This is a genomic window from Citrobacter sp. EC_71, from assembly GCF_019584005.1.
GTDB classification, from domain to species: domain Bacteria; phylum Pseudomonadota; class Gammaproteobacteria; order Enterobacterales; family Enterobacteriaceae; genus Citrobacter; species Citrobacter werkmanii.
This window is the reverse complement of the sequence record NZ_VDAY01000029.1, coordinates 1-13,811: the sequence shown is the minus strand read 5'-3', so window position 1 is coordinate 13,811 and position 13,811 is coordinate 1. Positions and strand designations below refer to the sequence as shown.

The 13,811-nt window shown below is 50.3% G+C and carries 13 protein-coding genes and 1 pseudogene; 2 read left to right on the top strand and 12 right to left on the bottom strand.

What is annotated here, in order from left to right; genetic code table 11:
- Positions 1 to 14: 14 nt before the first annotated feature.
- From mhpE to FHD02_RS21860, 6 genes are read right to left on the bottom strand one after another with little or no spacing between them, the layout of a single operon-like run.
- A complete protein-coding gene (mhpE, locus tag FHD02_RS21885) occupies positions 15 to 1,028 on the bottom strand; it encodes a 4-hydroxy-2-oxovalerate aldolase (RefSeq protein WP_038638043.1) in 1,014 nt (337 codons plus the stop codon).
- The gene (gene mhpF, locus FHD02_RS21880) at positions 1,025 to 1,975 is read right to left on the bottom strand and encodes an acetaldehyde dehydrogenase (protein ID WP_137370940.1); all 951 of its coding nucleotides are present in this window, start codon (positions 1,973 to 1,975) and stop codon (positions 1,025 to 1,027) included. The genes mhpE and mhpF overlap by 4 nt, the downstream gene beginning before the upstream one ends.
- On the bottom strand, positions 1,972 to 2,781 hold the full coding sequence (gene mhpD, locus FHD02_RS21875) for a 2-keto-4-pentenoate hydratase (protein ID WP_042310238.1): 810 nt from the start codon (positions 2,779 to 2,781) through the stop codon (positions 1,972 to 1,974). Before mhpD ends, mhpF begins: the two co-directional genes overlap by 4 nt.
- A 9-nt stretch (positions 2,782 to 2,790) precedes the next feature.
- Entirely contained in the window at positions 2,791 to 3,657 is an 867-nt protein-coding gene (gene mhpC / locus FHD02_RS21870; RefSeq protein WP_079225288.1) for a 2-hydroxy-6-oxonona-2,4-dienedioate hydrolase, read from the bottom strand.
- A 28-nt stretch (positions 3,658 to 3,685) separates the two neighbouring features.
- Complete coding sequence (gene mhpB / locus FHD02_RS21865) at positions 3,686 to 4,630, bottom strand: 2,3-dihydroxyphenylpropionate/2,3-dihydroxicinnamic acid 1,2-dioxygenase (RefSeq protein WP_079225290.1); 945 nt, start codon at positions 4,628 to 4,630, stop codon at positions 3,686 to 3,688.
- A gap of 1 nt (position 4,631) precedes the next feature.
- Positions 4,632 to 6,296: a bifunctional 3-(3-hydroxy-phenyl)propionate/3-hydroxycinnamic acid hydroxylase gene (locus FHD02_RS21860; protein ID WP_137360359.1), complete on the bottom strand. Its 1,665-nt coding sequence runs from the start codon at positions 6,294 to 6,296 to the stop codon at positions 4,632 to 4,634.
- Positions 6,297 to 6,480: 184 nt separating this feature from the next.
- Between FHD02_RS21860 and FHD02_RS21855 the strand changes: the two genes are divergently transcribed.
- Positions 6,481 to 7,299, top strand: a complete 819-nt coding sequence (locus tag FHD02_RS21855; RefSeq protein WP_255597480.1) for a DNA-binding transcriptional regulator — start codon at positions 6,481 to 6,483, stop codon at positions 7,297 to 7,299.
- Positions 7,300 to 7,465: 166 nt separating this feature from the next.
- Here the strand turns inward: FHD02_RS21855 and FHD02_RS21850 are convergent, their stop codons facing one another.
- Both FHD02_RS21850 and FHD02_RS21845 read right to left on the bottom strand, forming a co-directional pair.
- Positions 7,466 to 8,482 carry a hypothetical protein gene (locus FHD02_RS21850; protein ID WP_137360358.1) on the bottom strand — a complete coding sequence of 339 codons (1,017 nt, stop codon included), beginning with the start codon at positions 8,480 to 8,482 and terminating at the stop codon, positions 7,466 to 7,468.
- A 130-nt stretch (positions 8,483 to 8,612) separates the two neighbouring features.
- Positions 8,613 to 9,335 carry a hypothetical protein gene (locus FHD02_RS21845; protein ID WP_220394311.1) on the bottom strand — a complete coding sequence of 241 codons (723 nt, stop codon included), beginning with the start codon at positions 9,333 to 9,335 and terminating at the stop codon, positions 8,613 to 8,615.
- Positions 9,336 to 9,861: 526 nt separating this feature from the next.
- Between FHD02_RS21845 and FHD02_RS21840 the strand changes: the two genes are divergently transcribed.
- Entirely contained in the window at positions 9,862 to 10,719 is an 858-nt protein-coding gene (locus tag FHD02_RS21840; RefSeq protein ID WP_220394310.1) for an alpha/beta fold hydrolase, read from the top strand.
- A 111-nt stretch (positions 10,720 to 10,830) separates the two neighbouring features.
- Here the strand turns inward: FHD02_RS21840 and FHD02_RS21835 are convergent, their stop codons facing one another.
- The 4 genes and pseudogenes from FHD02_RS21835 to FHD02_RS24915 all read right to left on the bottom strand — a co-directional run.
- Complete coding sequence (locus FHD02_RS21835) at positions 10,831 to 11,547, bottom strand: YebC/PmpR family DNA-binding transcriptional regulator (RefSeq protein WP_042310255.1); 717 nt, start codon at positions 11,545 to 11,547, stop codon at positions 10,831 to 10,833.
- A 382-nt stretch (positions 11,548 to 11,929) separates the two neighbouring features.
- Positions 11,930 to 12,406 carry a cold-shock protein gene (locus tag FHD02_RS21830; RefSeq protein ID WP_061383007.1) on the bottom strand — a complete coding sequence of 159 codons (477 nt, stop codon included), beginning with the start codon at positions 12,404 to 12,406 and terminating at the stop codon, positions 11,930 to 11,932.
- A gap of 86 nt (positions 12,407 to 12,492) precedes the next feature.
- Positions 12,493 to 12,738 carry a YmjA family protein gene (locus tag FHD02_RS21825; protein WP_042310259.1) on the bottom strand — a complete coding sequence of 82 codons (246 nt, stop codon included), beginning with the start codon at positions 12,736 to 12,738 and terminating at the stop codon, positions 12,493 to 12,495.
- A 412-nt stretch (positions 12,739 to 13,150) separates the two neighbouring features.
- Positions 13,151 to 13,472 (bottom strand): annotated as a pseudogene (locus FHD02_RS24915) (adhesin); the annotation flags it as partial.
- Positions 13,473 to 13,811: the final 339 nt, after the last annotated feature.

The following is a 13,811-nucleotide window of genomic DNA, read 5'->3' as shown; positions in this document are numbered from 1 at the left end:
CCGCGTAATCATTTTTATTTGCTGTTACGCAGATCCAGCGCCACGTCGACGATCATATCTTCCTGGCCGCCCACCATTCGGCGCTTGCCCAGTTCAACCAGAATATCGACCGCGCTCAGGCCATAACGCGCCGCCGCCACTTCGCAATGACGCAGGAAGCTGGAGTACACCCCGGCGTAGCCCAGCGCCAGCGTTTCGCGATCCACCCGCACCGGGCGGTCCTGCAGCGGACGCACCAGATCGTCGGCAGCATCCATCAGCGCATACAGATCGGTGCCGTGCTGCCAACCGAGCTTATCCGCAGCAGCGATAAACACTTCCAGCGGCGCATTGCCCGCGCCTGCGCCCATCCCCGCCAGGCTGGCGTCGATACGATCGCAGCCCTCTTCCACCGCAGCAATCGAGTTCGCCACACCGAGACTGAGGTTGTGGTGCGCATGCATTCCGGTTTCCGTCTCCGGCTTCAGTACCGCTTTCAGGGCGCGGAAGCGGGCGCGAATATCGCTCATGTTCATCGCCCCGCCGGAATCGACCACGTAGATACAAGTCGCGCCGTAGTTTTCCATCAGCTTCGCCTGCTGCGCCAGATTTTCCGGCGTGGTCATGTGGCTCATCATCAGAAAGCCGACGGTATCCATACCCAATTCGCGTGCATATTGAATATGCTGGGCCGACACGTCCGCTTCGGTGCAGTGGGTCGCCACGCGTACCACCCGCGCCCCGGCCTGATACGCATTTTTCAGGTCGTGAATAGTACCGATCCCCGGCAGCAACAGCGTGGCGATCTTAGCGTGCTGCACCACGTCCGCCGCCGCTTCAATCCACTCGAGATCGCTGTGCGCGCCAAAGCCGTAGTTAAAGCTGGAACCTTGTAAACCATCACCATGCGCCACTTCAATAGAATCGACCCGCGCATCATCCAGCGCTTTCGCAATCTGGCGCACGTTTTCCAGCGAATACTGGTGACGAATGGCGTGCATACCGTCACGCAGGGTCACGTCAGAGATATAGAGTTTTTTACCGTTCATGCTGCTTCTCCTGCCTGACGGGTGAGTGACTGCGCCATCTTCTCAGCGGTCGCCAGCGCGCTGGAGGTCATAATGTCGAGGTTGCCCGCATAAGCTGGCAGGTAGTGCGCCGCACCTTCGACTTCCAGATACACCGCGGTTTTCAGCCCGGAGAACTGGCCGATACCCGGCAGATTCACCGGTTTATCCTGTGGAATGACTTCAAACTGCACGCGCTGTTTCAGGCGATAACCCGGCACATAGGCCTGTACCGCCGCCGCCATCTCGTTGATAGACGCCTCAACTTCAATCTCGGAGGCCGCTTCACTCAGTACATACACCGTGTCGCGCATCATCAGCGGCGGTTCGGCCGGGTTAAGCACAATGATGGCTTTACCTTTTTCGGCGCCGCCGACGACTTCAATCGCCTTTGAGGTGGTTTCGGTGAACTCATCAATATTGGCGCGAGTGCCCGGCCCCGCAGATTTACTGGCGATCGAGGCAATAATTTCGGCGTAATGGACTTTTGCCACGCGCGAGACTGCCGCCACCATCGGGATAGTCGCCTGCCCGCCGCAGGTCACCATATTGACGTTCTGCTGGACAACGTTAGCCTCCAGATTCACCACCGGCACGCAGTACGGACCGATCGCCGCAGGTGTCAGGTCGATCAGGCGGATCCCCGGTTTAACGGCGCGCAGCGCAGCATCGTTCTTCACATGTGCCCCCGCGCTGGTGGCGTCAAACACGATGTCGATATCGGCAAATTCCGGCATGGCGATAAGCCCGGTCACCCCTTCATGGGTGGTGGCAACGCCCATGCGTCGAGCGCGCGCCAGACCATCGGATTGCGGGTCAATCCCCACCATCACCGCCATCTCCAGATGCACGCCGTGGCGCAGAATTTTAATCATCAAATCGGTGCCGATGTTGCCGGAGCCGATAATGGCGACTTTACGCTTACTCATGACTGACTTCCTTTTGTAACCGCCGCTGAAAAAGTGGCGGCAACTGAACCAATACCGTCGATATGGGCTTCAAAACGATCGCCCGCATTCACTGATACCATCGGGCCTAACGCCCCGGTGAGAATGATGTCCCCCGCACGCAGCGGCTCGCCGAGGCTGGCCATTTTGCGCGCCAGCCATACGGCGGCGTTGATCGGATGCCCCAGACATTCGCTGCCGCGCCCGCTGGAGACCTCTTCGTGATTGCGCGTCATTTTCATCGCGCAGTTTTTCAGATCTAACCCTGCCGGACGCTGCGCCGGGCCGCCGACCACATACACGCCGCAGGAGGCGTTATCCGCCACGGTATCGACAAACTTTATTGACCAGTCGCGGATACGGCTGCCAACCACTTCCAGCGCGGGCAGCACCCACTCGATGGCGTTATACAGCTCATCAAAAGTGGTGTCGGCATTGGGCAGATCGCGGTTCAGCACCAGCGCAATTTCCGCTTCAATACGCGGTTGCAGTACACGCGAAAACGGAATGGTGTCGTTATCGCCGTAGCACATGTCGGCAAACAGCGTGCCGAAATCCGGCTGATCGACGCCCAGCTGTTGTTGCACTTTCGGGTGCGTCAGCCCCACTTTGCGCCCAACCACGCGCCGCCCGCGCGCCACGCTGTCCTGCACGTTGATGCGCTGAATGGCATAGGCCGCGTCGGCATTGTCCACGCCAATCAATTCGCGCAGCGGGGCGATAGCTTCCCCTTTTTCCTCTGCCTGGCGTAAATCAGCAGCTAACTGCTCAAGATTAAGATTCGTCATGTCAGTTCCTTAAGGGCGTGCGAGGAAGTTCAGCACCAGTTGGTTAAATGCATCCGCATGTTCCCATTGCGCCCAGTGCCCGCAGTCGCGGTAGATGTGCAGTTCAGAACCGGCAATCCCGGAGAGCAGGCGCAGACCGGCGTCCATCGGCACGAACCGGTCGTTGCGGCCCCAGACAATCAGGGTCTGCGCCTTGATTTCACCCAACCGCGGACTGAAATCCGGGAACTGTTTCGGGTTGGCTTCCAGGCTCTGGACAAAGTTTTCCAGGTGATCGCGGCGCGACAGCATGTTATTCAGACGCGCCTCAAACAGCGCTTCAGTCAGGTCACTGGTGTCGAAGACAAAGATCTCCATCATCAGCTTGAGGTTTTCGATGGTCGGCTCACGATACAGCTGATTCAGACGCTTGATGCCTTCGGTCGGCATCGGGGTAAACAGGCTCATGCCGCCCGTTCCACCGCCCATCAGTACCAGCTTGCCCACGCGCTCCGGCCAGGTGAGAGTAAACGCCACTGCACTGTGTCCGCCCATTGAGTTACCCAGCAGGTGGATTTTCTGAATATCCAGCTGATCGACCACGCTTTTCAGAATGCGGGCGTTGAGATCGGATCGCGAACCGCGGTTAACGATCCCATCGCTTTTCCCCCAGCCAGGGCAATCCAGCAGGATCACCCGGTATCCGGCCTCAACCAGCGGATCGATGTTGCGGCTGAAGTTCGCCCAGCCCGTCGCGCCAGGACCTGAGCCGTGCAGTAGCACCACGGTCTCTTCGCCCTGCCCACAGTCATTGAAATGTACGCGCAGGGTTTCGCCTGCCTCCTGCACCTCCAGAAAACGGCTGGTGGCGGCTTCGGTTTGCGGTTGGTAAGTCATGATTTTCTCCTGCATATTCAGTTCTGTTTCAGTTCTGTGTGGTGGCGCTCAGGGAGCCGAATCCGGCGATCCACTCCGGGATCGGGCGATAGTAACGACCTTCGCTGCGCCAGTTGCCAAAGGCAGAAATGGCAGCGAAAGCGGCAACCCAGGTTTTCACTTCGTGCGTTGATTTGCCCGCCATCGCGGATAGCTCTTCATTGCTGACCGTGTCCAGTTCCTGCAAACGTCCCTGCTCAAGCAGGGTCATAAAGCGGTTATCCCAGACGGGGTTAAGCGGATGCAGTGTGTGCTGGTCTTGCACAAATTTTTCGGCGGCGCTGATCACTCGCTGCTGGCGCAATTCACGCTCGTTCTCGGGTAACTGTTTGCCGCTGCCGAGCAGACGGTCGCGCATATGGGCATCGGCCTTCGCCAGCTCCGGCACCGGTGGCTGATGCGACAGTCCACCAGAACCTAAAAACAGCACGCGTTTATTCAGCGAACTGGCGAAACGACCAATGGCTTCACCGAGCATGCGGGTACGCTGAAAGCCCGGCAGCGGCGTGGCGACGCCGTTAATAAACACCGGTAACACCGGCACCTTATCCAGACCGCCGAGCAAAAACTCCAGTGGCTGCGCAAAGCCGTGATCGACCTGCATGTTGTAGGACACGGCAAGATCGATACCGCTTTTCATCACCGCATGGGCGCAGGCCTCAGCGAGATCGGTGGGCACCGGCAGTTCCCCAGCGGCGCTGCCGAAATCGCCAATTGCGGTGGCTCCTACGCCTAAACAGAACGGCGGCATCACATCGTAGAAAAAACCGTTGTAGTGATCGGGGGCAAACAGCACCACCAGCTCAGGGTCGAACGCCGCAATACGTGCGCGGGCGCTGGCGATCACGCCGTTAACTTCATCAAGCACGGCCTGCGCCGGGTCGACATAGCCCACCAGCGGCGAGTGGGAAAGACAGTGAAGATAAGCGTGCATATCAGGCTACCTTTTCAACAGGAAGATCGGTATTTACGCGGGTGAGCGTCATCACCGACGCCAGTTTATTCAGGGTGTTGCCCAGGGTTTGCGGAATAGCGATGGCCGCCACAAAGCGGTCCGGGCGCATCACCACCAGTGCGGCATTGTGTTGGGCAAACCACGCGCGCAGACGGTTTTGCGTATCGCCAATGCGGATAACGCCGTCATGGTTATCCTGATCGGTATGTATCTGCGTATCCGGCACCACCTGGATAAACCGCGTCCCCAGCGCCTGCCACTGTTGGATCTGCACTTCACTCATGCCCCACAGCGGATTACAGCCCCAGCCAATCACCGCGAAATTCGGGCCGATGACGTTGTCGAGCAACGTCACTTCGCCGGTTTCCAGCGTGACCTTCGGCTGGATAAACATCTTGCCGACTGGCGAGGTTTTCACGTCACCTTCACGCACCAACGCCCCAATGTGGTACTGCGGCATCGGCTTAAAACGCATTTCCAGGAAGTAACGTTTGACCGGTGGGATGTAGTTCAGCAGCCAGGAAACTCCGTCGCGTACCGCGCCGTGCCAGCGTTTTGGCGGCGCCAGCACGTTGCCTGCGGTAACCGACAAATCAATCATCGCTTTGGCGTGATCGCGGCGCTCCTGCTGGTAGGTATCCAGCAGCGCATCACCGGCTTTGCCATTAATCACCAGCGCCAGTTTCCACGCCAGATTGAAGGCATCGCGCATACCGCTGTTGTACCCCTGCCCCTGCCAGACCGGCATAATGTGCGCCGCGTCGCCCGCCAGCAGCACACGGTCAATACGAAAGCGTTCGGCCAGCCGGGCGTTATGGGTGTACACGCGCTGGCGGATCAGCTCGACGTTATCCGGGTTCGGCAGCACTTTGCTCAAGAGTTGGCGCATATTCTGCGGCTCGCTAAGCTGGGCTTCGGTTTCTCCCGGCATCACCATAAATTCAAAGCGGCGCACCGCATGCGGCAGCGCCGCAGAAACATACGGGCGCACCGGATCGCAGCACAGGTACACATGCGGCGTACTCAGCGGATCGTTGGCGATATCCACTACAATCCACTGATTCGGTGCGGTTTTACCTTCAAATGGCACATTCAGCGAGCGCCTGACGTTGCTGGCGCCACCGTCGCAGGCCACCAGCCACTGGGCCTTCACCGTTTCCCGCTGGCCGTCCGGCGCTTTCAGGTTCAGCGTCACTTCGCCATTTTGCTGGCTGAAGGCTTCCAGTTCGCGAGAAAACAGGCAACGCACGTTGGGGAAACGTGACAGCCCTTCCAGCATCACCGCATCTACCTGCGGCTGAATGAACGCATTGCGGCGCGACCAGCCAAATTCGTCGGTCATCGGCTGGATATCGGCAAAGCAGCGGCCTTTCGGGGTAAGAAAGCGCATCGCGTGCCACGGCGTGGTGTGTGGCAAAACGTTCTCGACCAGACCAACGGACTGCATGGTACGCAGCGCTTCATCGTCAATACCGATGGCGCGGGGATAGTCGATCAGCGTGTCGAGCTTCTCTACCACCAGTACCTCAATACCCATCTGACCAAGATAATTCGCCATCATCAGCCCTACCGGGCCGGCTCCAGCAATCGCTACCTGCACGGTGTGCTGCACTGCGGGTTGGATATCAGGATTTATAGTTGTCATTTCAGAACCTCACTACTCGGACAAAACGCAATTGCAGGCCCTGGTGAGGCGCAATTTGTTTTGTTAAAAATATGTGAATAATTTTTATTGTGCGGTCAGTATAGAAGTGAGTTTTTGCGCTACAATCAAAACATGCCTGGATGTGCACTAAGTGCACAACGTTGTTTTATCTGTAGATTTGTCAATGAATATAAAAAGTGACGACGGTACTGAATACAAAACCGTGCGCGGATTAACGCGCGGGTTAATGTTATTAAATATGTTAAATCGGCTTGACGGTGGGGCCAGCGTTGCCCTGCTTGCCGAGCTAAGCGGCCTGCACCGCACCACGGTCAGACGTCTGCTGGAAACGTTGCAGGATGAGGGGTACGTCCGGCGCAGCCTGTCCGATGACAGCTTTCGCTTAACCATTAAAGTCCGTCAGCTCAGCGAGGGATTTCGTGACGAGCAGTGGATTTCTGCGCTCGCCGCTCCGCTGTTGGGGGATTTGCTGCGCGAAGTCATCTGGCCGACCGACGTGTCCACACTGGACGTTGACGCGATGGTAGTACGTGAAACCACCCACCGCTTCAGCCGTCTGTCATTTCACCGGGCGATGGTCGGACGTCGTTTACCGCTGCTGAAAACCGCCTCCGGCCTGACCTGGCTGGCATTTTGCCCGGAGAATGAACGTCAGGAACTGATTGAAATACTGGCCTCAAGACCGGGAGAAGAGTTCCAGTTAGCCCGCGAACCGCTGAAGCTCGACGCTATTCTGGCCCGCGCACGTAAAGACGGCTTTGGACAGAACTATCGCGGGTGGGATCAGGAAGAAAAAATCGCCTCCATCGCCGTTCCCATCCGCAGTGAACAGCGGGTTATCGGTTGTCTGAACCTGGTGTATATAGCCAGCGCCATGAGCATCGAGCAGGCAGCGGAAAAGCATCTTCCGGCCTTACAAAAAGTGGCGAAACAGATAGAGGACGGCGTGGAGTCACAGGAGATTTTGGTTGCCGGGAGGTGAAGTAAATCACATTTGTTAGGTATAGGAGCGTCAGGCTTAAGGATGGCTGGGGCAAATAGCGACATCATGTCATTTAGGTTAGTTTACACTATATTGTCACATATAAATGGCAATCATCGATTAAGCAATCGATGATTGCCAACAGGATTGAAATCAAAATGGCATATTACACTGGCTGATTAAACTCAACATAAACTGTATAGTTCTCATCTTGCTCTCGATTGAGATCCACGCTTGCGCCTATTGAACTTTTGAACGCATTCATGCCAAATCCTAAACGTCCCTCTTTAGTCGATGAGAATACGCTCTTCTTTTTTAGTTCCAGTTCTGCACTAAGGCAACCACCCTTTTCCCTTGCAAATACAATGCTTTCCCATGATGGTTCATACGGTAACCAGCTAAATGCTGATCTATCAAGTTCCTTACCTTTTTTCCATTCACAACCAGCTAAAGTAATAACTCGTTTAGCGCTACCGATATCCGTGGTCGCTGAATTTAATTTTATGTTAGTCTCAGCTGAACTAACAGGTAATGCAGCATCAATTTCTACTTTAGCATCACTTAATAAATTCGATTTATTTTCCTTGCGAAATTCTATTTTCGTCGCACCCAGACTTACAAATACTCTTATCATCTCAGCCTCTCGTTCCTGAAGCAGGATATCATCCAAGCTGTCACTGAGGATATAAAGATCTTTTTTAGACTCATTATCCTCTGACAGAGGGTGTTTAATGTAAGCTTGATTTATCTGAGGATGACCAGGTTGAAAACGGTAATTTTCCTTTAAGGCCATATCGATAGTCATACTTATACGTTTTAAATATTTATCGAAAGAACTTGCAGATTGTCTCAAGCTGGCAACGGAAACATCTTCTTCATCTTTTTTTGAAAACAATTGATATAAAGAATAAGCGGCAGGTGCTGCGTTCACAAGAACGGCGACAGGTAATGGTAACAATCTCGCAGCCATTTCAAGCGCAATATTGGCCACTAAAGGATTTATCATTTTACGATCACTATTTTCTGTCTCGCAATTCCCTTTAGAAGCGGTAAATGGCTTTCCTTTTTTCACTGTATTTTCGAGAGGTATTTCTTCGCCATCAGAAATTAGCGTCGTAATTATTTCCTCGGTCGAGGGTTCATCTTGAAGATCTTCATCCACAATAAATATTAAATTTTTCATCTTACCTCCAGGCTTAAAATATTCCTATTTTTCGTTGTCACTTTATACATACACATAATATATAGCCAACAAAAACTCTGTGTGATAAACACCAAATTTTTCTCACAAAAAAAATAAAAGCAAAAAATAATCAATTATTAATATATTTTTTACATTCTTCCGTTTTTGCAAAGACATCATCATCTCGACAAGCGATTTTTACTGCATCGACAAAATTGCTATTGCTTATAGGAGTCCAGAAATTATTAACAATTAAATATTTTTGACGTTTAACACCATCTCTAAGCTTTAGATTTATTAACGCAGATTCAAGCTTTGCCATGTATTTATTATTTGACTTCGTCCTATATTCAGCAAATACTACAACATACTCCGGCTCTACATAATTCCTCGCCACCAAAGGTGGGACAAAGAAATTCACATCAGACTTCGCAGCTAATACGTAGCCATTCATTTCTTTATACTCATACGCAGGCATAAAGGATATATTCCTCCCAGGAATTGAAACACCATTCTTAGTAAAAACACCGGTGATATCTTTAGTTATTTTATATATTACTTTTTGTTCAAAATCAGGAATTATTCTGAAAGACTCAATAACCTGGTCGGTAGAACTTTTATTCGTTAAGTTAAATTCATAACTTCTTCCAGAAGATTTAACGTACTTGACCTCTACATCTCCAGTCAAAAAATCGAAAACATAGGTAACAGCAAATGTAAGCCCACCAGTAGCTGAGAGCCATAAAATAAAACCACTTAATTTTTTGAGAAAAGATTTAGGTACACTCTTATCCTTTTGCTTTTTTTTTGACGGATTAGATTGCGGAGCCTTTCGTTTATTATTTCTTCCCATTTTTATTTATTCATCTCGATGATTATAATTTTGATGGATGAATGTTTGTATTTTTCCACTATAGAGTAACAGACATAATCATCCACTTTGATTAGTCATATGTTACTTTACAATTATTTTTTTACAACCGTTTACTGTATCGAAGTGGCTGTAGATGGCTACTAAATATGGTTAATATCTGGAGTTATTTGGAATCATTTGACGATTAACGAAGCGCATTTACATAATATAACTACACATTCTGTAAAATTAACAGGATTATCCTGATTATTAGATTTTAGATAGATTATCAATAGCTCAGGAACGTGGTTTATCGACATCTCGGAGATATCGTTGGATGAGGCGAATGTGCAGAAAGCGCTTGAGGTCTATGAAGCTCTGAGAGGAAAGCTTAAATAGCCTTACGTTATTCACGGTCTCCTTTAACGAGGCCGGGATACAGAACAAAAAAATCGCCAGATTTGGTAGTTAAAGCTACATTGAATTCAGAACTCACTGGTATGACCACAAAGATAAGGCTCAACGAATGAATTCAATAATAATACCCGTAAATGAAGGCGGATTTCTGTCTGCCAAGATCTGGGAAAGAAGTGATGCCAAAGCGATCGTTATTCTTCACCCAGCCACGGCGGTGGTACAGGCTTTTTATAAGGGATTTGCAGAGTACCTTTTTAATCAGGGATTCAGTGTCATCACTTACGATTACCGTGGAACGGGCCGCTCAAAATCCGGGAAGCTCCGTAGCTACAGCATCTCAATGTCAGACTGGATCGAGCAGGACGTGGGCTGCATTACTACCTGGGCTAAAACGCGTTTCCCCGGACTTAACCTGCTGGCGGTAGGACACAGTGTCGGCGGGCATGCGGTTCTGCTTTCCACGGCCACCTCCGCCCTGCACGCGGCCGTCATTGTGGCCTCCCATGCCGGGGTGACGAGCACAATAAAACAAACGGCAGAGAAGGTGCGGGTCTGGTGCCTGCTGCGTGTTCTGGCCCCTGTTCTTTGCCGTATCTTCGGGTATATGCCTGCCAGGCGCCTTGGGCTGGGCGAAGATTTGCCAGCTCCCGTGATGCTTCAGTGGGGACGCTGGAGCGCAATGCCGGGTTATTTCTACGACGATCCAGACTGGGATGCACGCCAACGGGCAAGTGAGATAACCTTACCTTTACTGGTGATGGGTTTTGATGACGACCCGTGGGCTAACCCTGAAGCCATTGCATCCCTGATGGAGCCAGTGCAAAACGCAAAAATCGAACATCGCGAAATTCGGCACGCAGATTTTGGTCTTTCTTCCGTGGGACACATGGGCTTTTTTCGGACGCGGAGTGCGGAGAAATTATGGCCTATCGTCGGTCAGTGGCTGGCGAGACAGAACCAAAATTGAGCCAGCAGATATTTACTTTTTTCTGCCGTACTGTCTGGCCAGATATACTTTTTATAACAAATCTATTCGTTAAAAAAATCTGCCACAATGACAGATTTCTTTAATTTAGAATTAGAGATTTGCAACGTTATGATATACTTTTTGAACATCATCGTCATCTTCAAGGGCATCAACAAGCCCTGCAAAGATTTCTAAATCTTCTGCCGACAGTTCAATTTCTGATTGAGCAATCATTTCTAATTCTGTTGTTGAGAACTCTGTAATTCCCGCTGCTTTTAACGCTGCAATGCCTTTATGAAGGTCGGTAGACTCAGTATAAATAATGATATTGCCTTCATCTTCGGTGACATCACGAACATCGACTTCAGCTTCAAGCAAAGTTTCAAAAATGTGGTCAGGATCAGTGCCTTTAAATACGATCACACCAGTATTGTCAAACATGTAGCTGACAGAACCTGCCGCCCCGATATTCCCGCCTTTTTTATTGAAGATTGAGCGAATATTAGCAATTGTGCGGTTAACGTTTGAAGTCAGGGTTTCAGCGATAATCATGGAACCACTTGGACCAAAGCCTTCATAACGCCCTTGCATGAACGTTTCGTCGCTGCCACCTTTGGCTTTATCAATCGCTTTATCAATAACGTGCTTGGGAACCTGGGCTTGTTTCGCACGTTCAATAACGAATTTTAAAGCAGTGTTTAATTCTGGGTCTGGATCACCTTGTTTAGCAGCTGCATAGATTTCCACACCAAATTTTGAATATACTTTAGACGTTGCACCGTCTTTAGCCGTTTTTTTACCAACAATATTGGCCCATTTACGTCCCACTGGAATGCACTCCCCGAAAATTTATTTACATTACGCGCAGATTAATAAACCGCGAGTTTTCTCCACCATATTATATCATGATGTGTAAATTCTCGTCTATGAGAAATAAAAATACCCCAACTTCATGAGATGCTACTTTTATTTAATCAATAATTAACATTATGAATAGATTATTACCAGACTCCGTCCTGATTCTTTTGTTTTTATCCTAGCTAATTGGACCACAGCGATAATAAGGACGCGGAGCCAGCAACGGCTTCAGCAATTGAATAACGTTTTCTGCTCTGAGCGAGCGGTTTCTAACATCCTCTGCGCTCAGAGCAACAACATCCGCATGGAGCAATGGATAGCAGAGTTGCGGCACTTATCAGTCTGAAGAGCTTCAGACCTTAAGCAGTTTCACTGTCGCCTCGATGTCGATTTCATCTTCGGAGAAAATCAGCGTCGTGCCCTGGAAAGTGGTGATAGCCAGTTTTTTCAGCTTACGCATTTCACCTGGCTTCACCTCTGATTTCGGCCGGATGCTGTTCATCAGCACGCCGACAGACAGCACCGCGTTTTCTTTATCAATACGGGTCTCAACAGGGACTTCTTCGCTGTATACCAGGTACGACTTGATCGCCGTGAGCTTCAGACGTTCGCCAGCGATATAGATGTATTTACTGTCTGGTATGACCTTCACCGCATAGGCAGACAGACCTTTGTTGTTGGTGGTCGGTTCAAAGGTTACCGCCGCGTCTTTCTTGATCAGCTCAGGATTAGCAACCTTAATCACATGAAAATAGCGGTTATCGCCATTTTCATCTTTGATAAATCCAAAGCCTTTATCTTTAAACCACGTTGTGATTGTTCCGTTCATTGCTGTTTCCACCTGATTAAATCTAATACTCGCAAAGTATATCTACTGAATTTGCGCGCAGTGTAAAACACAGACCACGTCTTTGGCTACTCGTTACCCCAGCGATTGAGGAACTCTGCGATATCGTCGATACGCTGCGCGTCGACACCGGCCACGGTTGCCATCTCCTGCTGCGCTTCTTCGCTAATCTCTTCATTGTTCATTAAACGGGTGATCAGTTGCTGGAAGTAGTGCGCCAGCGCGTCGCGTTCGGCATCGCTTACCGGCTTTGCGGCTTCGGTCGCGTACTCGTCGGCGATATCATAATATTTTAGCGGAATGTCGTTGTTCATGAGGTGCTCCGGGGTGAATGCCTGTGCCAGCAGTTGTCTGCCGCGTCTGATGTGAATCATAGCATTCTTATTTCATAGTTCGCGATCTGTTTTATTGGCTGCAATATATTGCATTTAACCAATATACTTTCTGAAGCCGCTTCGCATTTATTTTATTCAGTTCGGTATAATAACTTTAGTGAAATAAAAGTGTAATAAAGAAAGTTTTTTATTTTAATCGCAGCGCGAAGATACCTTAATAAACATAAAGTGACCCTATAGTTAAAAACCTTTCCTGGTGTGCTACATGATTTAGGCGATTTACCGCTAATTTAACGCAAGCAAATAAAGATTCACCCCGTAGGCCTGATAAGCGCAGCGCATCAGGCAGTGACACGCCGCAGTCCCCTTTCGAATAAAGGCTAACCAAACTCCCCGCTGCATTCCAGCCTACCGTTCATGCACTAAGCCAACAATGACTACGCTTGCTGGATCTATTGTGCCATCCGCCAGGTAGCCAATTCCTGCATTTGCCCCGCGCCCGGTCCCCACATCGCCTGGGCACTGTCAGGGAGCAGAGCCACTGCACCTGTTGCCAGCGCAAGTCCTACCGCATCACGCTCATTTATCACTTTCTGACAGGCGGCTCCACCAGGGTTATCAGAACAACTCGCCATATCTATACCATGCTGACGTATCCATGCTGCCTGCGCGTCCTCATTTCCACCAAGAAGATTATTCTCAACTACATCTTTTCGTTTTTATAATAAATATACCAGCATCCGATACCAGCTATCAAACCACCAAAGGAAGCACCTCTAATAAGCCTTAAAAAGCCAGGAAGATATGTTGTGAGTGGAACATCACGCACAACATATAGATATAGCTTTGCAGCAAAATACATCACGAAAACAATAATATCAGCCGTTACTACGAACGCAAAAATGAGGGTAATCAGTAATAAAAACCATCTTTTGAAGGTCATTTTGATTTACCCTCATTAACTTCACTATTGTTAGGGTCTACTAAAACATTGAATACCTCACCTGCGACTCCACCAGAAAATGTACCCGCTATGCCAGGAATAGGGCTTA

Excerpts from the sequence above, each read along its gene's own strand:
- mhpE (WP_038638043.1), bottom strand. The coding sequence starts at position 1,028 with ATGAACGGTAAAAAACTCTATATCTCTGACGTGACCCTGCGTGACGGT.
- mhpF (WP_137370940.1), bottom strand. The coding sequence starts at position 1,975 with ATGAGTAAGCGTAAAGTCGCCATTATCGGCTCCGGCAACATCGGCACC.
- mhpD (WP_042310238.1), bottom strand. The coding sequence starts at position 2,781 with ATGACGAATCTTAATCTTGAGCAGTTAGCTGCTGATTTACGCCAGGCA.
- mhpC (WP_079225288.1), bottom strand. The coding sequence starts at position 3,657 with ATGACTTACCAACCGCAAACCGAAGCCGCCACCAGCCGTTTTCTGGAG.
- mhpB (WP_079225290.1), bottom strand. The coding sequence starts at position 4,630 with ATGCACGCTTATCTTCACTGTCTTTCCCACTCGCCGCTGGTGGGCTAT.
- FHD02_RS21860 (WP_137360359.1), bottom strand. The coding sequence starts at position 6,296 with ATGACAACTATAAATCCTGATATCCAACCCGCAGTGCAGCACACCGTG.
- FHD02_RS21855 (WP_255597480.1), top strand. The coding sequence starts at position 6,481 with ATGAATATAAAAAGTGACGACGGTACTGAATACAAAACCGTGCGCGGA.
- FHD02_RS21850 (WP_137360358.1), bottom strand. The coding sequence starts at position 8,482 with ATGAAAAATTTAATATTTATTGTGGATGAAGATCTTCAAGATGAACCC.
- FHD02_RS21845 (WP_220394311.1), bottom strand. The coding sequence starts at position 9,335 with ATGGGAAGAAATAATAAACGAAAGGCTCCGCAATCTAATCCGTCAAAA.
- FHD02_RS21840 (WP_220394310.1), top strand. The coding sequence starts at position 9,862 with ATGAATTCAATAATAATACCCGTAAATGAAGGCGGATTTCTGTCTGCC.
- FHD02_RS21830 (WP_061383007.1), bottom strand. The coding sequence starts at position 12,406 with ATGAACGGAACAATCACAACGTGGTTTAAAGATAAAGGCTTTGGATTT.
- FHD02_RS21825 (WP_042310259.1), bottom strand. The coding sequence starts at position 12,738 with ATGAACAACGACATTCCGCTAAAATATTATGATATCGCCGACGAGTAC.